The 19,839-nt window shown below is 37.8% G+C and carries 28 protein-coding genes; 6 read left to right on the top strand and 22 right to left on the bottom strand.

The genetic code is table 11. The features are described 5' to 3' along the window. Positions 1–205: 205 nt before the first annotated feature. The 7 genes from ACO1XM_RS20195 to ACO1XM_RS20165 all read right to left on the bottom strand — a co-directional run bounded on the left by ACO1XM_RS20195 (position 206) and on the right by ACO1XM_RS20165 (position 5,549). Positions 206–1,075 (bottom strand): TolB family protein, encoded by an 870-nt coding sequence (locus tag ACO1XM_RS20195; RefSeq protein ID WP_486232417.1) that lies wholly within the window; start codon positions 1,073–1,075, stop codon positions 206–208. Positions 1,076–1,272: 197 nt separating this feature from the next. Then, positions 1,273–1,761 (bottom strand): DUF6756 family protein, encoded by a 489-nt coding sequence (locus ACO1XM_RS20190; protein ID WP_486232415.1) that lies wholly within the window; start codon positions 1,759–1,761, stop codon positions 1,273–1,275. A 209-nt stretch (positions 1,762–1,970) separates the two neighbouring features. Further along, complete coding sequence (locus ACO1XM_RS20185) at positions 1,971–2,339, bottom strand: hypothetical protein (RefSeq protein WP_486232413.1); 369 nt, start codon at positions 2,337–2,339, stop codon at positions 1,971–1,973. A 259-nt stretch (positions 2,340–2,598) separates the two neighbouring features. Further along, complete coding sequence (locus tag ACO1XM_RS20180) at positions 2,599–3,066, bottom strand: hypothetical protein (protein ID WP_486232411.1); 468 nt, start codon at positions 3,064–3,066, stop codon at positions 2,599–2,601. A gap of 261 nt (positions 3,067–3,327) precedes the next feature. Further along, positions 3,328–3,732 carry a hypothetical protein gene (locus tag ACO1XM_RS20175; RefSeq protein ID WP_486232410.1) on the bottom strand — a complete coding sequence of 135 codons (405 nt, stop codon included), beginning with the start codon at positions 3,730–3,732 and terminating at the stop codon, positions 3,328–3,330. 89 nt (positions 3,733–3,821) lie between these two features. Continuing rightward, a complete protein-coding gene (locus ACO1XM_RS20170; RefSeq protein ID WP_486232408.1) occupies positions 3,822–4,517 on the bottom strand; it encodes a hypothetical protein in 696 nt (231 codons plus the stop codon). 210 nt (positions 4,518–4,727) lie between these two features. Further along, positions 4,728–5,549, bottom strand: a complete 822-nt coding sequence (locus tag ACO1XM_RS20165) for a hypothetical protein (protein WP_486232406.1) — start codon at positions 5,547–5,549, stop codon at positions 4,728–4,730. 238 nt (positions 5,550–5,787) lie between these two features. Between ACO1XM_RS20165 and ACO1XM_RS20160 the strand changes: the two genes are divergently transcribed. After that, entirely contained in the window at positions 5,788–6,078 is a 291-nt protein-coding gene (locus tag ACO1XM_RS20160; RefSeq protein ID WP_486232404.1) for a hypothetical protein, read from the top strand. 159 nt (positions 6,079–6,237) lie between these two features. Here ACO1XM_RS20160 and ACO1XM_RS20155 read toward each other — a convergent pair whose 3' ends face one another. From ACO1XM_RS20155 to ACO1XM_RS20120, 8 genes are all read right to left on the bottom strand, one after another. Further along, positions 6,238–6,777 carry a hypothetical protein gene (locus ACO1XM_RS20155; protein WP_486232402.1) on the bottom strand — a complete coding sequence of 180 codons (540 nt, stop codon included), beginning with the start codon at positions 6,775–6,777 and terminating at the stop codon, positions 6,238–6,240. Positions 6,778–7,133: 356 nt separating this feature from the next. Further along, entirely contained in the window at positions 7,134–7,646 is a 513-nt protein-coding gene (locus tag ACO1XM_RS20150; RefSeq protein WP_486232400.1) for a GNAT family N-acetyltransferase, read from the bottom strand. A 211-nt stretch (positions 7,647–7,857) separates the two neighbouring features. After that, positions 7,858–8,427, bottom strand: coding sequence for a protein-disulfide reductase DsbD domain-containing protein (locus ACO1XM_RS20145; protein WP_486232398.1), 570 nt, complete (start codon positions 8,425–8,427; stop codon positions 7,858–7,860). Between the two features lie 129 nt (positions 8,428–8,556). Continuing rightward, a complete protein-coding gene (locus ACO1XM_RS20140; protein ID WP_486232396.1) occupies positions 8,557–9,012 on the bottom strand; it encodes a hypothetical protein in 456 nt (151 codons plus the stop codon). Positions 9,013–9,148: 136 nt separating this feature from the next. Beyond that, entirely contained in the window at positions 9,149–9,322 is a 174-nt protein-coding gene (locus tag ACO1XM_RS20135; RefSeq protein ID WP_486232394.1) for a hypothetical protein, read from the bottom strand. Between the two features lie 32 nt (positions 9,323–9,354). After that, a complete protein-coding gene (locus ACO1XM_RS20130; protein WP_486232392.1) occupies positions 9,355–9,903 on the bottom strand; it encodes an SRPBCC family protein in 549 nt (182 codons plus the stop codon). Further along, positions 9,900–10,220 carry an ArsR/SmtB family transcription factor gene (locus ACO1XM_RS20125; RefSeq protein ID WP_486232508.1) on the bottom strand — a complete coding sequence of 107 codons (321 nt, stop codon included), beginning with the start codon at positions 10,218–10,220 and terminating at the stop codon, positions 9,900–9,902. The genes ACO1XM_RS20130 and ACO1XM_RS20125 overlap by 4 nt, the downstream gene beginning before the upstream one ends. Before the next feature lie 305 nt (positions 10,221–10,525). Further along, on the bottom strand, positions 10,526–11,449 hold the full coding sequence (locus tag ACO1XM_RS20120; RefSeq protein WP_486232390.1) for a WD40/YVTN/BNR-like repeat-containing protein: 924 nt from the start codon (positions 11,447–11,449) through the stop codon (positions 10,526–10,528). A gap of 368 nt (positions 11,450–11,817) precedes the next feature. Here ACO1XM_RS20120 and ACO1XM_RS20115 point away from each other — a divergent pair, with 368 nt between their 5' ends. Continuing rightward, positions 11,818–12,882, top strand: coding sequence for an alpha/beta hydrolase family protein (locus ACO1XM_RS20115; RefSeq protein WP_486232387.1), 1,065 nt, complete (start codon positions 11,818–11,820; stop codon positions 12,880–12,882). A 39-nt stretch (positions 12,883–12,921) separates the two neighbouring features. Here the strand turns inward: ACO1XM_RS20115 and ACO1XM_RS20110 are convergent, their stop codons facing one another. The 7 genes from ACO1XM_RS20110 to ACO1XM_RS20080 form a co-directional block, all read right to left on the bottom strand. Beyond that, positions 12,922–13,410 carry a hypothetical protein gene (locus tag ACO1XM_RS20110; protein ID WP_486232385.1) on the bottom strand — a complete coding sequence of 163 codons (489 nt, stop codon included), beginning with the start codon at positions 13,408–13,410 and terminating at the stop codon, positions 12,922–12,924. 98 nt (positions 13,411–13,508) lie between these two features. Further along, complete coding sequence (locus tag ACO1XM_RS20105; protein ID WP_486232383.1) at positions 13,509–14,330, bottom strand: SDR family NAD(P)-dependent oxidoreductase; 822 nt, start codon at positions 14,328–14,330, stop codon at positions 13,509–13,511. Further along, a complete protein-coding gene (locus ACO1XM_RS20100; protein WP_486232381.1) occupies positions 14,327–14,911 on the bottom strand; it encodes an SRPBCC family protein in 585 nt (194 codons plus the stop codon). Before ACO1XM_RS20100 ends, ACO1XM_RS20105 begins: the two co-directional genes overlap by 4 nt. Before the next feature lie 67 nt (positions 14,912–14,978). Further along, positions 14,979–15,548: a Crp/Fnr family transcriptional regulator gene (locus ACO1XM_RS20095; RefSeq protein WP_486232379.1), complete on the bottom strand. Its 570-nt coding sequence runs from the start codon at positions 15,546–15,548 to the stop codon at positions 14,979–14,981. Positions 15,549–15,589: 41 nt separating this feature from the next. Beyond that, positions 15,590–15,934: a hypothetical protein gene (locus ACO1XM_RS20090; RefSeq protein WP_486232377.1), complete on the bottom strand. Its 345-nt coding sequence runs from the start codon at positions 15,932–15,934 to the stop codon at positions 15,590–15,592. 165 nt (positions 15,935–16,099) lie between these two features. Further along, positions 16,100–17,275, bottom strand: coding sequence for an MFS transporter (locus ACO1XM_RS20085; protein WP_486232375.1), 1,176 nt, complete (start codon positions 17,273–17,275; stop codon positions 16,100–16,102). 98 nt (positions 17,276–17,373) lie between these two features. Then, positions 17,374–17,541, bottom strand: coding sequence for a hypothetical protein (locus ACO1XM_RS20080; protein ID WP_486232373.1), 168 nt, complete (start codon positions 17,539–17,541; stop codon positions 17,374–17,376). A gap of 48 nt (positions 17,542–17,589) precedes the next feature. On the opposite strand from ACO1XM_RS20080, the gene ACO1XM_RS20075 reads away from it, so the two are divergent. From ACO1XM_RS20075 to ACO1XM_RS20060, 4 genes are read left to right on the top strand one after another with little or no spacing between them, the layout of a single operon-like run. Continuing rightward, complete coding sequence (locus ACO1XM_RS20075; protein WP_486232371.1) at positions 17,590–17,796, top strand: hypothetical protein; 207 nt, start codon at positions 17,590–17,592, stop codon at positions 17,794–17,796. Further along, complete coding sequence (locus tag ACO1XM_RS20070; RefSeq protein WP_486232369.1) at positions 17,793–18,065, top strand: hypothetical protein; 273 nt, start codon at positions 17,793–17,795, stop codon at positions 18,063–18,065. Before ACO1XM_RS20075 ends, ACO1XM_RS20070 begins: the two co-directional genes overlap by 4 nt. A 3-nt stretch (positions 18,066–18,068) precedes the next feature. Continuing rightward, on the top strand, positions 18,069–19,118 hold the full coding sequence (locus ACO1XM_RS20065; protein WP_486232367.1) for a sensor histidine kinase: 1,050 nt from the start codon (positions 18,069–18,071) through the stop codon (positions 19,116–19,118). Next, positions 19,108–19,824 (top strand): LytR/AlgR family response regulator transcription factor, encoded by a 717-nt coding sequence (locus tag ACO1XM_RS20060; protein ID WP_486232365.1) that lies wholly within the window; start codon positions 19,108–19,110, stop codon positions 19,822–19,824. Before ACO1XM_RS20065 ends, ACO1XM_RS20060 begins: the two co-directional genes overlap by 11 nt. Positions 19,825–19,839 lie beyond the last annotated feature (15 nt).

The following is a 19,839-nucleotide window of genomic DNA, read 5'->3' as shown; positions in this document are numbered from 1 at the left end:
AGAAGTAATGCTTTACAGTTTTTGGTGTAGAACATTTTCATTATCGAATCTTAATTACCGATCTTATATACTCAACACCATGTTCAAATGCCTAGCACTGGATTTTTTCATTAGTAGCAAAGAACAACGCCTTTATAATTGTGATTACTCAGCTTGTTAGTGATCCTCTGCTAATGCCATCGCACAACACCAACAAATTCAAATTTTATTTATACTGATTAATGTCAAAGTCAACAGAGTATATATTCTCAATAAACCGATCGCCTTGTTTTTTCTGCCTGGTGAAGTAAAGCCTTTTTTCTTTCTCATGCACGAAAGGACAAAACTCAGCAATACTCGAGTTGATAGGACTTCCCAGGTTGATGGGCCTTGTCCATGTACCTTCTTTCCTGAAAGAAATATATAAGTCCACTTCTCCCAACCCATTTTTATCTGAGGAGAAATAGATAAGATAGTTCTCCTCTGGTGAAATATATGGATTTGATTCTCTTTCATTCGTATTGATGGGCAGGCCGACATTTTGAGGCGTTTGATATTTTCCATATTTTAAAACTGAGTAATAGATATCGGATTGCCCTACTTGATTATCATTCTCTTTCATAAAATAGATGGTACCATCTTTCGTGATGGATGCATAAGACTCGGAAGCATCTGAATTAATAGCACCCTCAAGCGGATATGGCTTTGACCAACCTGTATCTGTTAATTCCACCGCCCAGATATCAAAATCTTTCCTCTCAGACGGTCTATGGGTGTTTCTATTTGATTGAAAAAGAACGGTTTTACCATCTGGTGAAAAAATGGGGTCAATGTCTTTCCATGCTCCCGTTGATGAAGAAAAGGAAGCAACATAAGGTTTCGACCATTTTCCATCCTTTTTTCTAGCCTCCATTATGGTTAGTGTGTCGCGCTTCCCATGAGAAGAAACCCACAGCGCAATTTGCGAGTCTGGCGAAATAGTTAAACCAAAAACGCCACCGTTTGATATAGTATTGGGTTCAAAAAGTACAGGATTTTTTTGGGCACTTATGTAATGTGTTATAGAGATGAGTACCAATGAGAAAATGAATTTCATACCTTATTTCTATTTGTTTGATGTTTGTTACATTCTTTAAAATTGTCATTGTTTGGTTATAGGCTATGGCGATTTTTTAAACTGCCATTGTTAACCTTGACCGAACCTGGCTACCAGTAGGAAGACATTGTAGCGAAGATAAAAATTTAAACTTGCACTTCAGTCGATATTGGTTAAGCTTTTATTTGCTGGCCGTTTTAACCCACCGTAATCTCTGTTTGAAGTTTTTTAAGTCTGTCAACCATTAACTTTCCACCAACGATAATATTGTCATGATGGTTAATACATAAAATCCAATTATATTTTTTATCAATGATAATTACTTCGTCTATACCAACTGTTTCTTCGATTAATTTTTGAATGGGTTCTATCGTCCCTTTATAAATCCAAAATTTGTCTCTCTCATTAACAGACTCATTTAAGAAAAGGAATAATTCAGTATTTGTATCAATAAGTCGTTTTAGAAATTGATAGGGTTGTCCGTCAGTTGCAATGCCAAAATTCTCGACTTTTAGCCTCTCCCAAATCCATTTTGGTCGAGATCTGCGTGAAGTTATGGTGACGAAGTTGTCGTAAAGTTTATCTTCAATATCTGTCCACTCATTCAGTCCAACGGATTTTAAATGATTCTGCAGGTGAAACGCAGTCCGTATCTTTTCTATTTCTTGTCGAAGGGTCGTCCACATATTAATAAAAATGACTGGCAGCACCGGGCTTCATGGTGTGCCGCTTAACGAAGCACGTTCGATGCCAACGTTACAAAACGAAGTTAGTAGTTTGTGCATAATTGACAAAATACGCGGCATGTAATGAGCTATTGTGGGCTTTAGGTGGGTTAAGATTTATTTACCCTGCAAATTCTCTTGCGAAAGTTTTTTACTCCCGACTCGGTTATCTATGATACTATATAGCACTGCGTTGAATAATAAGAATGCCATGACATACCAAAATCCGTATTGCTTATATAACCATGTGGATGCACCATAGCTATGGGCCAATAGGCAAAACAATAAGAATATTTACTGATCTTTTGGGGTAGATGATATCCTAGCAGTGCTATGAGGATAAGCCAACAAGCCGAAACAATAAAGATTCCGGCAACATGGTTTTCCATAAACAGCGCTCCGATGGGATTTCCTTCGTTCTTTTTAGTCAAGTCACCCTCCCAGTATTCTTTTGGTTGATGGAGTATGGTTATTGTAATATCGAATAGACTTGCCCAGCCTGCTGGAACTAAAAGAAGTAATCGGTCTTTTTTTATCATTGTTGTGTTTATAGTAAAGGTCGTAGCGAGACGCTACGACCAGGGTGGGGGGTGCTTAAAAAATGAAAAAATTGAAATCTAAGCTGAGTTATTCACTGATTTTTTACACAAAGCAAATCAAGTGAATATTTTTTATCATTTAAGGTACTTGTGTAACAATCACCACTGTTGTGGTCTGCGAACGACTAATGAAATATTTCTTTCTCTTCAATCGTCTATTCCCGTCTTGTCATATTGTTGAATTTCAATCTTGTTATCTCTAGTTCCTTCTTATCACAAACCATTTGATGCCACATTTAAATTGGGATTGATTGATGATCTCAAGTGTCTTGGCATTTCGATTTACGGATTCATTGTTACCTGTCGTGGATGCAATAAATTCCCATTGGGTATCTTTCAGGTAGATATGCCTTTCTTTAAGATTAGGAGTTTGTCCGACAATTGGATCGATTTGTGCAAATACAACGCTGTCACTCATGATGGTAATAAATTTGGCATTAGCAAAATGCTCTATTTTACCACGAATAGAGTCGCCTAGTGTCCAACTAATTCTTACATCATGGCCTTCCCTAATTGAAGCTATTAGCTTTTTAATATTACCGAATACAATTTTTCCATTTTCATCATTTTGGTACATCAATTGGAGATCAACTTTTTGAGCAGTTGAAAAATTTACTACAGCAAGTAATGTTACGGTCAAGAGGACTTTTGTCTTTTTAGAGAGCATTTTTTCCTATTTAATTTATAATATAATTGGTTCCTGTTATATCACGAAAAGTCACTGTCCCAAGGTCTTGAGTAACATGAAATATTAACATCGTCTTTAATCTCATTTTCGATCCGTGGCTCACAACGCTGGACTACATGACGTGCCGCTTATCGATGTCAGTATAATTCAAACTTTAAGTAATAAAGTTAGTAGTTTGTGCGTAATTGACAAAATACGCGGCATGGAATGAGCTATTGTTGGCATTAGGTGGGTTAAGATTTATTTACCATACAAATTCTCTTGCGAGAGTTTTTTACTCCCGACTCGGTTATCTATGATGCTATATAGCACTGCGTTGAATAATAAGAATGCCATGACATACCAAAACCCATATTGATTATATAACCATGTAGATGCACCATAGCTATGGGCCAATAGGCAAAACAGTAAGAATATTTTACTGATCTTTCGGGGTAGATAATATCCTAGCAGTGCTATGAGGATAAGCCAACAAGCCGAAATAATAAAGATTCCGGCAACATGGTTTTCCATGAACAATGCTCCGATGGGATTCCCTTCGTTCTTTTTTGTCAAGTCACCGCTCCAGTATTCTTTTGGTTGATGGAGTATGGTTATTGTAATATCGAATAGACTTGCCCAGCCTGCTGGAACTAAAAGAAGCAATCGGTCTTTTTTTGTCATTGTTGTATTTATAGTAAGGGTCGTAGCGAGACGCTACGACCAGGGTGGTATGCACTGTGCCTTTTGATACATCAATGCCACATTCCCTCATAAACAGGAAAATTATCTTGTATTTTTTCAAGATGGATTTTACCAGAAGCAGGGTCGAGGACACGCGTTGCTGATAGCCATTTTTTGTCATGGTAAATCAGTCTTAGCATCTGAGTTAGATGTCCATTTCTTGCTGAGAAAAATATATTGAAGCTTGCCTTTTTTGTCCCCATAAGAAAAGCTGTTTTACCACCAATTTGAACAGATTTTGGTGGTATTTCACCAACATTAAAAGAGTTCTCAGATAGTAGATTTCCGTTGTCGTCAACTTCTACAAATCGAACTTGTACATTTGACAGTGGATATTCACCATCATTATGTAGGACAATTAAACCATTTGTATTGTCACTAAAGCTAATGCTGGCATAGCAGAAATTGTCTCCACCTGTTATATTGGAATTAATCAGCTCACTTAGTTTAACAGTTTGATTTCCTAACTCAAGATTTTTGGAACTTAATTCAAGATTTTTTTCAATTAGACTTTGATTCTGAATGCTTAGTTTCTCATTGGTTTCAGCAAGTGATTTGTTTTCTTTTGAAAGCTTATTAGTGTCTTCAATTTTGTCTTCAATATTTTTGTCATATTCTGCACTTCTTATATATGATAGTAAACCACCTAAGAACGTAAGTATCACTCCAAGGCCAATTAGAATCTGAGGTAGGTACATTCTAAACATTTCATTTCAAGTTTATGATAAAAGTGATCTAATTGAAATTGTCTCAAAGCATCACGCACAACGTTTGTGCATAAGCAGTGGCGGGAATTCGTAGCGCGTCACTGTCCCACGAAACTAAACGTAATTTAAAAAACTAAACTACAAATTTACACTGAACCCCGCCATTGATTATACATTTTGTTAGCGGCTGGCACTTCTCATGTCGTCACGTTATCCTTTCATTCTTTTTAGTCTCTCGTTAACAGCCAATTCAAACATAGCGATGTCAACAATACGATTGGGATTTTGTATTTCCACAATATAAAGTTCATTTAAGTCCGAAATGCATTTTGCATAACATTCGTCAATGTTGAGCATTGTTATTACAACATATCTAAAACCATCCCAAGAGTAAGAATGTCTAGAGTCACGGTAGCAGGCTATGTCCATGAATTTGGTATTCATTTCCTCAAAAAATTGAACCTTATTAGCAAAAAACTTGTCAAAAAAGTCCTTGGTTTCTTGTTGATTGGTCAACTTATATTTTTTGTCAAAAAGATAATCATGTATTAGCAGTAGTTGTTTACTGATTTCTTTGCACATGTAGGGATCGGTAATTTTAGTCTCTGTCAAAAACTCCTTAACAGTCTGAATCCAAATAGTTCTATTTCCTGCTTTGTATGCCGTCAAATTTGCGTCAGTCATTATACCAAGTCTTTCAATTGCAAGGTATGATGCGATTACAATGAATGTCGCAGCGAACAGTATCGAGTAAGGAACAAACAGAATCAAATAGTTCTGAAATCCTTTTGATGAAAAATTGAATTGCATACTAAATCCCTCAATGGATGCTAGCCCAAATGCTATTAAAGAAAATATGATAAGTATCCATTGTAGATAGAATATCGGTTGTTTCAAATGTCTCATATTATTGTCAACTAGTCTCGTGCTTGCCGCTAACGTCCGGCTATATTCAGTCATTCCATCAATCACTGCACATAGCCGCCCGGTAAAGTAAATATATACAATTGTTATTATTTTTTTGAGCTCCATCTAATCACTTTTGGACCTACGCCAACCTTCCCTGCTTTTTCAGAGGCACTTGTGAACTGAAAAAAACGTATATTTGCCATGCGAACTTCATTAAATTCTATGGTGTTATTATCACAAGTCCGGTTTAAACAACGATCTTGGAGGGGCATACGGGTGCAAGTCCCGAGACCAGTCAAAGCACGCTTTGATGAAGTTCGCAGTGACCTCTCCTCTTTTGTTAACCTTAACCCATTTCAACATGCGAACTTCAAATGGTCCAGGTGCGGAACTGAATAATTATTCAGTGCGCCCAACAAATGAGGTGCGAAAAGCACCCAAAAAAGTCAAGGTGTTGTTAACACCGTCTCAGGCAGAGTTTATTGATTTTGTGCTCTTTCATGGTGTCAATGATTTATCAAAATCGCTGAAGCTCATCCATGATTTAGCCCTTTATCATTCCGATGTTGCGGTGGATGAAGACGAAAAAATGGCGCTGTTTGATGTAAAGCTGCTGTGGGAGAGCTTTGAGCGAATAGGGGAGGAATGTTAAATTTATTAGTGGACTGTCGTTTACGCGGCAGTCCTTTTTTATTGGCTTTACCATACTAATTGACCGAGCATGTTTACTTTCAATGCTAAGTAACTACATTAGTAGTTTTGTTTGATTGCTAAATCACTTGGCTAGCTATTGTTGTGAGTACTACCTTGATTACACCTCTTTCAATTTTAATTTCGTTGATAGGAAATCTTTTAACTCTGTATATTTAGTAATTGTCAATTCATCTTCTCCTAAAACGTATGAAAAATCAAAGGAATGATTCTGATTTATAAGTAAATCTTTATTCAATACTGTGTAGCTGTCAAATATATCCCAGTTCAGTTTTATATCTCTTTGACTGTCAATATATCGGATAAATGAATCTGTGAATTCGTATTCCGAGAAATGGTTCTTGCTTTTGAGTGTATTTGCCATGTCAACCAATTGCTTTTTATATTTTCTTTTTCCGTTTAGTAAGTATATCAGTACCCCTAATGCATAAGTAAGAATAATCATACCAATTATTGTATAACCATTTACATATTGCTCTTTTTCAATTCCAACAAGTATCCCAATAGCGAAAATTAAACCCCATCCAATCAATATTGATCTAACATTTTTAAAATTTTTCTTATTCGACAGCGCCCACCTAACCATACATTGTCTTATGTATATATTCTCATCAAAGGGAATTTCTAGTTTTAAGTACATCTATTTTTTAGAAAAAATTATTTATCGCGATACCAGTCTATGCTCACTTATTACCGCTATATCTTCATATAAAGACTGTTACGGTAAATATATACAATTGTTAGTATTCTTTTCATGTAAAGCTGTTTTGAAGGCTTTGAGCGAATAGGGAAGGAGTGTTAAATTTATTGGAGGACTGTCGTTTGTGCGGCAGTCCTTTTTTTTCGAAAAAGAGTTTTTCAAGTAGCATAATCCAATGGCTAATCTTCAAAGTTATGCAAGTTAATGAGCAGACATTAGAGAGCGCTAATGGGTAGTATACAGGGGCATAATGAGAAGTGCCACTTTATGCAATGCAAACATCTTACTATGGCCAACTACGCCAGTTTTAACTCCAATAAAGCAAGTGCAAGTTTTCTGTGTTGGGAAGGTAAGGCTGCACTATCAGGCGTTGTATAGTTTTCAATAAAAGTAAAACCAAAACTTTTATAATAGTCGATAATAGTAGGGTTGTCGGCCCAGGTATCCATGCGAACATAAGTAAGTCGTTTTCTTTTTGTATGTTCTATAGCCCAGGTCAGTATCTGACTGAAAAGTTTTTGTCCTTTGAATGATGGGTTCACGGCTATTCTATGCAAGTAGATGGCATTGCCTTGGTCCATATGACGCCAGATGAATTTGTCTGAATAACAGACACTGAAAACGATGGCAATCTGAGAGTCGATTAAAATCTTATATTGATTTCCAGCGTCAATATCGTTTTTGAAAGTATTCTTGTCGTACCCTCTCCAGACAGGATAACCTTTTTTCTTTTGATAGTCAATGGCACTATCAAAAAGGCTGTAAATGAATTCCAGGTCTGATGTGTTAGTATTTTCAATTGTTGTCATTTTCCCGATTAATTATCCGCAGATGAACTACAAGCCCTGACGATAGTTAAGCATTCCGATGTGATACAGTAAAGATAAATAATTGTTGCTAAATCTAATTTGCTTTAATGCAATCTTAAGCGCCAATATTAAATGGATCGTACTTTTTAGCTTATCCTGTATTTCAATTTTTTTAACGTTTTAAACGCTATTGCAGAACTAACCTTACTACTTACTTTCCCTCCCGATTCCCCTTTACTTTAAAAGAAAATTCTTCATCGGAGAAAACGCATTGGCCGGTAAGGCAAATCACATAATTAACAGCACCCCTAACAACAAAGTCTTCTTTGCTCAGTATTTTTATTTTTTGTTTGAATGTAGCTTCGTTTTCAAAATACTGAACTTCCATGCCTAAATTGGGATCATACTTTTTGCTGGGCTTACCTTCTTCAGTAGCTCCCACTAGGGCATAGTTAAGCAGACTATCATAAGTAAATTCCGTTTGTGGACCCTTATTGGCAATGTGTTGAGAATACAAATACCATCCCGAGTCAATGTTGGCTATGCTTATCAGTGTTGCTTCATCAGCCGAGTTTTGCTCAAGTTGAAAAGTCCATTCGCATGGACGTAATATCTGACTGCTATCTTTAGGTATAGTGCTGGCAAAAGGATTTGGTGCTACATTGTTTGTCTCGGATTTATTTTTGCAAGCAGAGAATGTTAGACAACACAAAAGTAACAAGGCCGATAGCACCTGCTTTTCAGAATTAATATAAGTGGTAGGTATAAATTTATTTTTCATTCGCTAAGAATTAATGCTTGTGGTTATACTGATTCATTTTTATTGCGTATCTGTATACTAAAATTAATGCCTATGCTTTAAATTTCTCAATTTCGGATAGGTATTATTTTGTTGACATTTAAATTATAATCAATACTTCTTGCTTTCCTCTTGGTTGTTATCAATTTTATGGCTGATGTATAAGGCTGGACTAGCAGCTGCGTAACTTCCCGTTATTACTAAAATTAAGCTGTTTTTATAGTCGATCATATAGTACATAATGAGTGCAAAAAGAAAGGGGAAACTCCCAAATGAAATGATGTCTCTTATGAAATCTGTTTTTTTATCAGTTTTATTTTCTTTCCAGAGAATGCAATATACGATAAACATTATACCGTTGAACCCGGCTAACCCCCAGGTCATGTTGGGGTCGTAGTTTCTTTTGCTATTAATTTTCAGTATTTCATATTCACTTAAATCTCTAACAGATTCGTATTCCAACCAATCAAATGTATAGTTTGAAATACAAATCAGCGTATATGCGATAGCAATAATTAGCTGGAATAGACCGGCAAAAACTATGTATTGCTTATTTGTTATTTTCATTGCTGAAAAGCCTAGTTTGTTGACTCAGTCATATTCATTTTAGTAGCGGCAGTTCCAGCGAAAGTTAAAACTTAAATGAGAAATTGAAATCATTGTTTTAGATTACTAATCCTTATTATTTCTAATGTGATTTTTTTCACACTAATTCTTCGCAGGTGTGGTTATGAATAGTTAATAAATCTTTTATTAGTAGACCTATATTTTCTTCACCGTCAATGCGCAAAATTTTATCGCAATCTTCCAGGTCAAAGTTCCATTTTTCGTTAGGCACTATTCTGTCAATATGCGGTTTAAGTTTCTTTACCTGCATTTTAGTTTTAACCGATGTCTTGAAAACCAGGATCATTTTTGTGCAAACGTTGCTAAGAAATTTTCCAGATTGCGCATGGACATCTTAAATCCTTCTGTGAAGCCCATTTCAATCATTTTCTCCATGCGTTCAAGGGATTCATTATAAATAATGATGCTTACTTTTGTCTTTCCATTTTCTTCGCTAAAAGTATAATCCCATTCAGAACCTGGCAGCTCGGGGTTTTCGTCTTTGTCTGCAAAAGTGTTGAACATTTTGAAGTTGGTTTTTGGACTAATGGAAGTGTAGCGCTGAATAGCCCAACGCTCTATGCCTTCCGGGCTTACCATGGCGTAAAATCTGCGCCCACCCACTTTGAAATCCATGAACTTTGTTCTGGATGTCCAGGGCTTCGGTGCCACCCATTGGTCGAGCATTTCGGCTGTGGTAAATGCATCCCATACCATGGATAGGTCCGCATCAAATTCTCTTGTGATGAATACCTTTTTCGCTGTTTTGTCAACGGTAAAATCAAAGAGTAAATCGCTTTTACTCATTGCTTCATTATTTGCTTGTTGGTGTTCCTTATTTTTTGCTTTCATTTTTTCTGCTTTTTAATAGTTGAAAATATATTGTCAAGCTGGTTAAACTGCGTTTCCCAATTTTTCCTGAATTGATCTAGCCAATGGTCAAACTCCTGCATTTTTTTCGGATTAAAATGATAGTATATTTCTCTCCCGGATTGCTCTGGTTTAATCAATTGGCACGCTTGCAATACTTTGATGTGTTTTGATACGGCCTGTCGGCTCATATCAAATTTTTCGGCCATGGCATTTGGCGTTAAGGCTTGCATGGCAATTAAAGTAAGGATAGCCCTGCGGGTCGGATCAGCGATGGCCTGGAACAAATCCTGTTTCACTTTTTTCATATCAATTGCGCAACTTTCTGGTTGCAAATATATGCGCAACTTTTGGGTTGCGCAAATTTGTAAGTGATTATTTTTTAATGGTGTAAATGCCTTGAATGTTGACGCTGACAGCACTGATGCGCCTTTTTTTGATTTTGGCAGCGGATTGCCGCCTATTTTTTACAGAATGCTTCTTTCGAGGATACAGGTGATGTGAAAAACACAGTGCTAGGTTGTAAGCTCCTCGTCCTTTGGGAGACAAGGAGCGAACAAGGGTTTACAAGCTGAACATAAGGACCATGGCAATATGCGCGTGCCTATTTTCCTGACCATTGGGAACTTGCGGCAACAATGATATCGCCCATAGTAACTAATTCCAGCACTGGTAATTTAGTGGGAAGTCCTTTGTTTGAAAGTACCCAACCCTGCGTATCCGTTTTTAGATACACGCCATCCCATTGGCCTGCCAACACTGTATGATCTTTTTCAATTACCTGAAAAGTATACATGCCATCGGGCATACCTTTTTGGTCGCTACGCCAGGTAGCACCCTTGTCTGCAGAAACAAACAATTCGCTATAGGTTAATGCGAAAATATTTTTACCATCATTGCCGATATTGTGTAATGAACGCTGTGCCATAATTTGTGTCCATTGATTATTTTTCAATCTGTAGGCGCCTTCATTCGTACCTATATAAATTTCATTATTTAACTCCGTTATTCCATTTACTTGTAAGGAAGCATGTCCGTATACAAATTGCCACTTTTTATTAAGCTCATCGTATGCATACAGCCCGCCATTGGTACCCGCATATAGTTTGTTTCCAATAACGCTTAGTTTCCTGATGGTCATATTTTTTAAATCTTCATTAAAATCCATCCAGTTATCTCCTTTATTGGATGACATAAAAACTCCACTATTCCTGGTTCCGACAAACAACTTGTTTTGGTGGAAGCATAAGGCGTTGATCTCATCGGTTTCAATGGGAGTTGATTTCATCTGCTTCCATTGATTTGTGGAAAAGTCAAAAGTGAATATACCGTGTTGCTTTGTTGTTAAGCCTAAAAAATTATTGGCTACCGTTAAGTCCGATAAAAAGATATGGTCAGGTAAACCCTGGCTTTTATTTTCCCAGGTCTTTCCCTTGTCAAAAGAAAAGTAGACGATGCCTTTCTCTGCATTTTGAGGAACGAGGCTAATGAAGTTCAGGATAATGGTTAGAAGGAGCGGTTTTATCATTTAAGTAGATATATTTTTTTGACAATAGGGTCTTTATGACTTTTGACTATTTGTAGTGACTGACTTTTTAAAACGTAACTGTTGATTTTGATAGTAGTCAAGGTAAAACTGTAGTATTAAAATGTTTCATTGAACGGGTTATTGGAATTAGATACATCGCACAACCACTTACTGTAAATATATAGAAAAGACATTGCCTGATTTTTATATTACGTTTCATAAAGAGTTTTTTGTAATGTTTCAAGGCAGCTTTTGACGGCAATGGTTAGTAATTATGCATAGTTGATTTAAATTACCGTGAAAGTACGTTGTCTATTGTTGCGAAGTACCTAAAAGGCAGTAACTTCAACTGAAAATCCACTTGGTTTATGAAACACCTTTTTTTGTTTTTGTCGCTGTGCCTCAGTGCTCCAGCGCATTGTCAAACCTTTCGCGAAGAAGAAGTGTCTTTCAACAATGGCGATATTACGCTAGCGGGTACTTTATCATTTCCAGCGCAAGAAAATAAACAATACAAAGCAGTTGTTTTAGTTTCAGGTAGCGGACCACAAAATCGCGACAGCGAATTACTCGGCTTTAAGCCCTTTAAATTACTGGCCGATTTTTTTAATAGTAATGGTTATGCCGTACTTCGCTATGACGACAGGGGCGTGGCTAAATCAAAAGGAAAATCGGTTAATGAGTCAACAAGTGCTGATCTGGCAGAAGATGCACGACAAGCTTTTTTATTCCTTAAATCGCGTAAGGATATAGATGCAAAGGAAATTGGTATGCTGGGGCACAGTGAAGGTGGCATTGTGGTGCCCATGGTGGCAGTACAGGAAAAATTATCCTTTATCATACTCATGGCCGGCTATGGTGTAAAGGGCGTGGAAATTACGAACGCACAGCAAGAAGCCATTTTAAGATCCAGTGGTATGAGCGATGATTTCGTTAAAGCATCGGGTGCGATGAATAGAGAACTGATGCGCATGATCGCAGATGATACCATTACCGATGATGACATTACTGTGTTTACAAAAGCAGAGACCTTAAAACTCTTGCCCTTATTACCTGAGAGCATCCAGGCGCAGATTGTAGATAAGGAGATGTATGCGAGTATGACAGCACAACAAGTGATTGCACAAAGAAAAAATGTTTGGGTGCGTTATTTTATGAACTACGATCCCTTGCCAACGTTAAAAAAAGTTACGTGCCCTGTTCTATTACTTTTTGGTGAATTAGATAAGCAGATCTTGGCTTCACAAAATAGTGATGTCATGAATAATGCTTTAATGCAAGCAGGTAATGAGCAAGTAGAAGCAATTACCATTTCAAAGGCCAATCATCTTTTTCAGGAGGCTATCACGGGTAGTCCAATGGAATATGCTACTTTGAAGAAGGAGTTTGCGCCTGGATTTTTGGAGGCTATTAAAGTATGGTTGGAGAAATAAGACGGCCTGGTATTTTAAGGCAAGCCTACAAGCTGGTTGTTACGAAAGCACTTTAGCCTCTCCATCTGTATAGTCAAGTACTTTGATATTGAGGCTTTTCGAAACAGGGAGGATTTTTTTAACAAGAGCATCCCTACTGGAGGCCGTCATGACATGTAATTTTTCCTCTTCAGAAAATTTGAGATAAGCATCACATACTTCTTTAACTACGGTAGTGTTCGCTGCCTTTAATCCCATGGTTTGACTTACCTTATTATTCTTAATAAAAAAGTATTCAAGCTTGTCAAAATTATATGCTTTACCATCTTTTAATCCCAGAATCCAGAGGTAATCGCGGTACTCTTTTTTATCGAGATCAATTCGCAGGCGATAGTGTGTTGTAAAAATGATGCTGCAGAGCAAGAGAATAGCCAAGCCACCCAATATGCTCTCTTCTAAAACAGCTAATGAAACAAAGACCAGACAAATGGCTGCCGCATGTACATGCCAGGAAAAATAGTTTGATGTTTTAAAATCTATGGTTTTCATATGGCTGCTTGTCGTAACAGCATTAGAAATGGTGCCAACTGCCGCTACTGAGAAGAAATATACTAAATTTGTTTTAGTTTTTTCTAATTGTGTAAATTTCAAATTGATTTACCCATCTGATGCTTTGTAAACCCTCTCATAATCGTTTCCATAATTTTAACGCGTAAAAACCGAGGAGCTGTTCTTAAAGAAGTCACCAACACCTTACTAAGCAAGCCGGGTAACGCACTGTTGCGTTTACCGAGTGCTTTCAAAACAGACACAGCTACTACTTCTGGCTGCAGCGCAGTACCCATCTGCATATTGGCCCGTTGACCAAATCCACTGGACACCGGTCCGGGAATAGCCGCCAGCACATCTACACCAAGTCCTTTTACTTCTGCTTGTATGCCTTCTGCCAAACTTTGCACATAGGCCTTGGTTGCGGCATAGTGCGCAGCGTAAGGCACACCCTGAAAAGCCACGATGGAACTTAGTAAAATGATTCCACCCTTTTTTCTTTGCACCATGTGTTGCAAAAAATAATGACTCAGGCGCAATACAGCTTCACAATTCAGGCGTAGCATATTTACTTCCTCATGAATGGAACTTTGTAAAAATTTGCCCGAAGTACCAAAGCCTGCCGAGGCAACGAACAAGCTAATGTTAAGGCCTTGCGTTTGTTGAATGAGCCGGTCTATGCTTTCTGCTTCACTTAGGTCAAGGGCAATTACCTTCACAGATATGCCATAATTCTTTTTTAATTGACTGGCTTGTGTATGCAGTTTATCTTCACTTCTGCTGCAAAGGATCACGTTGATCTTGCAGGAAGCAATCAGTTCACTTAAGGCCATGCCGATGCCAGAACTGGCCCCGGTGATCAGCGCCCAATCACCATAGGCCTGCTTTAACCTTTGTTGTTCTTTTTTGCTTAACATCATTTCGATTCGGCTTTAGTATTGTCAATTTGTTCAGCTCTATTCTTGATTTGTAACAACCACACATCGTGAAGCTTGCGAAGCTTGTTGGGTTGAAAAACTTTTTCCATGTTACTTAACCAGCCATGTTGTGATTCTTCAGTAACAAGTATTGTTCCGGTATCAGTGGGTATTAATAACCAGGCATGATACCCTTGTATACTTTTCTTATCCGACTCCCAACTCAACCTTTCATTTGGTTTATATTCACGAACCGTAGAGGTGAAATCTAATCCCATGGTTTTCCAGGTAAAGACAGCGTTAGGCAATAGTTTACCTTTATCGTTATCACTTACTTTTACATGTTCAGCGCCCACATAAAAGCTAGGCCACTGTTCAGCTTCAATCAGGATATTCCAAACGGTAGAGGGTGCAGCCTTGATCTCAATGGCATTGTGGACAAAAAAGTTAGCTTCTTCGGGCTTGTAGGCTGAAGGCCATTCAATAGTATCTACAAAAGGCTGAGCTGACCTGAGTGTTTTTTTTAATGAATAGCAACCACTCAACAAGAGTATAGAGGCAAGAAGTAAAAGATTGTTTCGCATAAAATTTAATTTATATGCGAAGGTGGGTGGTAGACCGTACTTAAAGCGTTAACAAATGTTTAGATTTTTAGTCGTTCTCCTTTTTTAACCTGCTTAAATGGATAGGCGTAATGCCCAGGTAAGAGGCAATCATGTGTTGTGGCACACGATTATGGATGTTGGGAAATACCTGTGTTATAGAATCGTAGCGCTCTTTTGGACTGCGTATATATTGATTATTGATTCTATTGTCCTGATAGATGAAATAAAATTCTGCAATGAGCCTTCCAAGTCTGTCGCCTTGCTTTAACTCGCGATAACCCCATTCAATTGCGGACCGGGGCATAACTACACAAACTACCTCTTCCAGGGCTTGTAGCGTATAGAGGGAGGGTTGTTGTTGAATGAAGCAGGAATAATCAGCAATAAACTGGTTTTCTAAGGCAAAATGAATCGTGTGTTCTTCTCCTTCCGGGTCGTTGACTAACACGCGTATAAGACCCTCGTTGATAAAGAATATTTCGTTGGGTACAATGCCGGGGTGACTCAATATTTCTTTTCGCTTAAATTTTTTAATGAAACAGGAGCTCAGCAGATTTTTCATTTCCTCATCGGAAATGTTAATCATTTGACTGATTACATTTTTAATTTGCTCCATATCCATTAATACTGTTTCTCAAAGAAACATCTCAGCACTATTTACTTTAACTTCATTGTATACGCGTACTCTACGCCAAGGGGACTATCAGTAGAAGACTGAATATTGTGTGTATTAACACTTATTATTTCATATTGTTCATTACCCAATTTTTCCAATGTTTTAGCCAGCTCCAGTTTAGCTGGGTCATGTATCAGATTAAAAGGTACTTTAATTTCTTCTTTAGTACCATTGCCCCGATAAATGTTTACTTCTCTAAATGCAGTATTGTAAATGACAATAACATATTTGGCTTGGTCATCGTTATTGACATTCCTAAAGGAACTGAAAGCAACACCGCAAAGAACAAGAATGCATAGGGTAATGATGGTCAGGTATTTTCTCATAGCTTTATTTTTAATGTTGTACCTGAAACATACGAATTTTTCAATCAATGTTTTTTGAGGATGACCTCATTCACGTTGAACTAAGTATTATTTTAATGTCATTTTAATATCCTGCAAGTGAACCCAACGGTATTAAATCAAAACAGCATCCTATAATCCTGTCCACTATTGAGCGGCTGCAGTTTCCCTTGCTTTTGTAAGCGCAAGTAATCCTAAGAATGGCCCAATCGCTAATAAAGCATATACAAGATGTGGCTCCATGTGTTTGGACATGCTATTGATAAATTCTATGCTGACAATCGTAATAGAAAAACCAATGCAATTCACAATAGTCAGGGCACTGCCTTTATTTTCGTTAGGAGCATGTTTCGCAACAAGGCTTGAAAACAAGGGTGAGTCAGCAATGACAGTGATGCCCCAAATGAATAAAAACAAAAAAAATAAATAAGCAGAATGGCTTTGCAGTAAAAAGGGTGAAAGCAAACAACATAAAAATGACAAGGTCAAGGCTGAGAAAGCGATTTTTTTGGCACTGATTTGTTGCGATAATAAGCCTGCACCAACGCAAGCAGGTGCCCCGACTGCAATTACTGAAAAAGAAAGTAAGGAGGGCGAGAATTCTAATTGCGGATGCTGTTTCAAGTACTGACTGATCATGATGGGAAGAAAAGTCCAGAAGGCATAGAGCTCCCACATATGACCAAAGTAGCCGAAGGCTGCTGCCCTGAAATTGTTGTTCTTAAAACCTTTTGCAAAATCCGTGAAACGTAAGGTGGAACTTTTCTTACGGTAAGGTCCATCCGGCACAAAGAGTAAAACGAGTAATCCACCACAAAGAGATAAAGCTGAGGTAGTGTACACAACATATAACCATGAAACATCAATGAAACTACCTTTTACTAAATGCGGGAAGGCCGTGCCAAGTACCAAGGCGCCAACTAAAAATCCTAATGACTTACCGAGGCCTTCTTTAAAATGATCGGCAGTGATTTTCATGCCAACGGGGTAGATACCGGCCAGACAAAAACCGGTTAAAAAACGGACTATTAAAATTTCCAGGCCTTCCAATCCATCTATACAAAGTGCGAGGTTAAAAAGAGCTGCGAAAAGTGCACAAATAAAAAAAACATAAGAAGGGGAGAAGCGATCGGCCAGGGCCAGTATGGCAAAGACTAATGTGCCACTGATAAAACCTATTTGTACAGCGCTGGTAAGATGCGCCAGCAGACTGGTATTGTCTATTCTTGTGATGGCTAAGTCCGTAATGATCACATTCCCTGCAAACCACACCGAAGTGCAAAAGAATTGTGCAATAACAATGAGGGGAAGAATGCGCTTCATCAGGTGCTTAAGGTTAGGACTTTATCACCTTACATATATAGCATAAAGGATTGATTTTCTGTATATGGTCTAAGTGCTGATTTTTAATTCAATGTTATTTAGTTAAGCATTTTTTTGGCCCCGCCTTGCCGAAGCGGCTTCGTGCAGGCAGACTTACCTTCACTTCCCTCCAAAGGAGAGGATGAATAGGGAAGCTTAACTAAACGCCCTTGTATTTTTAATACCCAGCGCTCAGCCTTCATTATCTGCACTCCTGTATTTTCCATCAACTGCTAACTGAGCCTCCCGTATTTTAACCTAAATATTAAACAGACATGCAAAAAAAGAATATCGCAGTACTTACCGGGATTTTGGCCGGCTACCTGGTGCTCATCATCGTTGGCTTTTTTATGGGATTGGCATCGGAAGAACTAGTGCTTATCCTCGGACTTGGACTTCTATCCACCTTGCCTGTGTTATTGCAAAGCGACAATAAAAAAACAAGCTGTAAACAAATAAAGGTTAAACAAACAAGCTTATGACAAGTTATCAGGAACTGAGTCAACAGAAAAGGAACAAGCTGATAGGCCGTATTGGCTATAGCTTTATGCTTGGAATTAGCTGTTTAGCGGCATTTTATTTAAAGGATTACGGACTCTGCCTCAGCGGACTCGGCTTGGCACTCATCTTTGATCCCTTCGATGCAGAAGTGCCTTTTGTTCAACGCCCGCTTTTTCAAAAGCTTTGGCTGATCGCACACCTGGCAGTCTTGTATATACTACTTATTTATTTGCTGCTTACCTTTAGTTAAGGTATGCCTCAACAATCTGATACACGCAAGGTCTATTGGTTATGCCAACTACTCGGTTGGGGTGGTATGGTGGCTATAGAAGTCACCAATTATACTTTTTTTATTGTAAAGATTTTTGATTGGTCCTTTGTATTGCTTTTTAGTTACGGAGCCTTTGTAGGTATTGCCCTTACGCATTTTTTTAAAATTATTATCAGGCGTACCCCGGTTTTTACCAAGTCCAATACCTACATCTGGTTGGTGGCTCTTTTATCTTCATTCACTATATCTTTCACCTTAAACCTTTTAAATGTTCTTCCTTATTATATTTTTTCCAAAGGCAGCTTGAGCGAAATCTTTGAACCCATTTCTTTTTTTGCCGGGATAATTAACTGGATGCGTTACGTAGGGGTGTGGATAATCATTTACTTTTTATACAAATTATTAGAGCGTAAAAGAGAAATCGAAGAAGGCAAACTGAGAAGCGAGAACCTGGCCCGCACGACAGAACTGGAATTACTGAAAACACAACTGAACCCACACTTTTTATTTAATTCACTCAACAGTATCAAGGCTTTGGTTACGATTGATCCTGAAAAAAGTAAAGATGCCATTGTTAAATTAAGTGAGCTGTTACGCTTTACATTGAATTATAGCATGCAGGAGCTTATTCCTTTTAATGATGAATTACAAGAGGTGAAGAAATACCTGGCCCTTGAAAAAATCCGTTTCGGAGAAAGGTTGTCAATTTCCTATAAAGTAGACGATACCGTATTGAATAGGTTAATACCACCTACTATGCTCTTAAGTATGGCAGAGAATGCCATCAAACATGGTATAGCTAAACAGAGTGGTCTTGGTATTTTAACAATTGAGTCTTCGCTTTTGAATAATAGTCACCTTATAAAGATGACCAATACAGGTGTGCTGGTGAATAATGGCAGTAACGGTATTGGTTTACGAAATATTCGTAAGCGCCTGGAGAGTTTGTATGGGAACAGGGCTGAATTGTCCTTGAGGCAAGAAGCAGATAATGTTGTAGTAACTATAAAAATAGATAAGGATGAAAATTAAAGTAGCCTTACTCGATGATGAAGCCTTGGCCATTGAAGAATTAAAAGCCATGCTGCGTGCTTACGATTTTGTTGAGGTGGTGGCAACGTATACCAATCCGGAGGACGCATTGGATAAGCTAGGCGATATGGATGTAGATCTTGTCTTTTTAGATATACAGATGCCCGGCATGAGTGGCTTTGAATGGTTGGAAAAATTGGATCATGCACCTGAGGTAATTTTTGTTACCGCTTATGATCAGTTTGCCTTGCGGGCTTTTGAAGTGAGTGCGCTCGATTACATTCTTAAACCTGTCAATAAAGAGCGACTTTCAGAGGCGCTTGAGCGTGTAAAGAAACGCCTGCTACCACAATCTACTGAAGAAAATAAGCTGACCATTGAGAAGCGGATTTTTATAAAAGATGGTGAACAATGTTTTTTCGTGCCGCTGGCTGATATTTTTTTATTAGAGAGTGTAGGCAATTATGTAAGGGTATATTATCAGGATAAGAAACCCTTATTACACAAATCACTGAATTATATGGAGGAGAAGTTACCAGCCGAATTTTTCTTTCGAACAAACCGCCAGCACATTATTAATGTAACATTTATCGCCAATATCAGTCCTTACTTTAACAGTACTTTACAGGTGGAATTAAAAAACGGTATGAAGAGTGACATCAGTCAAAGACAAAGTGTAAAGTTTAAGGATAAAATGGGTGTATAATAAAAATTATCGCGG

The organism is Chryseotalea sp. (genome assembly GCF_057350905.1).
Note: the sequence above shows the minus strand (reverse complement) of the source record. Positions and strands in the feature narration are given on the sequence as shown.

Coding starts and splice junctions, on each gene's coding strand:
- ACO1XM_RS20195 (WP_486232417.1), bottom strand. CDS start 1,075: ATGAAATTCATTTTCTCATTGGTACTCATCTCTATAACACATTACATA.
- ACO1XM_RS20190 (WP_486232415.1), bottom strand. CDS start 1,761: ATGTGGACGACCCTTCGACAAGAAATAGAAAAGATACGGACTGCGTTT.
- ACO1XM_RS20185 (WP_486232413.1), bottom strand. CDS start 2,339: ATGATAAAAAAAGACCGATTACTTCTTTTAGTTCCAGCAGGCTGGGCA.
- ACO1XM_RS20180 (WP_486232411.1), bottom strand. CDS start 3,066: ATGCTCTCTAAAAAGACAAAAGTCCTCTTGACCGTAACATTACTTGCT.
- ACO1XM_RS20170 (WP_486232408.1), bottom strand. CDS start 4,517: ATGTTTAGAATGTACCTACCTCAGATTCTAATTGGCCTTGGAGTGATA.
- ACO1XM_RS20165 (WP_486232406.1), bottom strand. CDS start 5,549: ATGGAGCTCAAAAAAATAATAACAATTGTATATATTTACTTTACCGGG.
- ACO1XM_RS20160 (WP_486232404.1), top strand. CDS start 5,788: ATGCGAACTTCAAATGGTCCAGGTGCGGAACTGAATAATTATTCAGTG.
- ACO1XM_RS20155 (WP_486232402.1), bottom strand. CDS start 6,777: ATGTACTTAAAACTAGAAATTCCCTTTGATGAGAATATATACATAAGA.
- ACO1XM_RS20150 (WP_486232400.1), bottom strand. CDS start 7,646: ATGACAACAATTGAAAATACTAACACATCAGACCTGGAATTCATTTAC.
- ACO1XM_RS20145 (WP_486232398.1), bottom strand. CDS start 8,427: ATGAAAAATAAATTTATACCTACCACTTATATTAATTCTGAAAAGCAG.
- ACO1XM_RS20140 (WP_486232396.1), bottom strand. CDS start 9,012: ATGAAAATAACAAATAAGCAATACATAGTTTTTGCCGGTCTATTCCAG.
- ACO1XM_RS20135 (WP_486232394.1), bottom strand. CDS start 9,322: ATGCAGGTAAAGAAACTTAAACCGCATATTGACAGAATAGTGCCTAAC.
- ACO1XM_RS20130 (WP_486232392.1), bottom strand. CDS start 9,903: ATGAAAGCAAAAAATAAGGAACACCAACAAGCAAATAATGAAGCAATG.
- ACO1XM_RS20120 (WP_486232390.1), bottom strand. CDS start 11,449: ATGATAAAACCGCTCCTTCTAACCATTATCCTGAACTTCATTAGCCTC.
- ACO1XM_RS20115 (WP_486232387.1), top strand. CDS start 11,818: ATGAAACACCTTTTTTTGTTTTTGTCGCTGTGCCTCAGTGCTCCAGCG.
- ACO1XM_RS20110 (WP_486232385.1), bottom strand. CDS start 13,410: ATGAAAACCATAGATTTTAAAACATCAAACTATTTTTCCTGGCATGTA.
- ACO1XM_RS20105 (WP_486232383.1), bottom strand. CDS start 14,330: ATGATGTTAAGCAAAAAAGAACAACAAAGGTTAAAGCAGGCCTATGGT.
- ACO1XM_RS20100 (WP_486232381.1), bottom strand. CDS start 14,911: ATGCGAAACAATCTTTTACTTCTTGCCTCTATACTCTTGTTGAGTGGT.
- ACO1XM_RS20095 (WP_486232379.1), bottom strand. CDS start 15,548: ATGGAGCAAATTAAAAATGTAATCAGTCAAATGATTAACATTTCCGAT.
- ACO1XM_RS20090 (WP_486232377.1), bottom strand. CDS start 15,934: ATGAGAAAATACCTGACCATCATTACCCTATGCATTCTTGTTCTTTGC.
- ACO1XM_RS20085 (WP_486232375.1), bottom strand. CDS start 17,275: ATGAAGCGCATTCTTCCCCTCATTGTTATTGCACAATTCTTTTGCACT.
- ACO1XM_RS20080 (WP_486232373.1), bottom strand. CDS start 17,541: ATGGAAAATACAGGAGTGCAGATAATGAAGGCTGAGCGCTGGGTATTA.
- ACO1XM_RS20075 (WP_486232371.1), top strand. CDS start 17,590: ATGCAAAAAAAGAATATCGCAGTACTTACCGGGATTTTGGCCGGCTAC.
- ACO1XM_RS20070 (WP_486232369.1), top strand. CDS start 17,793: ATGACAAGTTATCAGGAACTGAGTCAACAGAAAAGGAACAAGCTGATA.
- ACO1XM_RS20065 (WP_486232367.1), top strand. CDS start 18,069: ATGCCTCAACAATCTGATACACGCAAGGTCTATTGGTTATGCCAACTA.
- ACO1XM_RS20060 (WP_486232365.1), top strand. CDS start 19,108: ATGAAAATTAAAGTAGCCTTACTCGATGATGAAGCCTTGGCCATTGAA.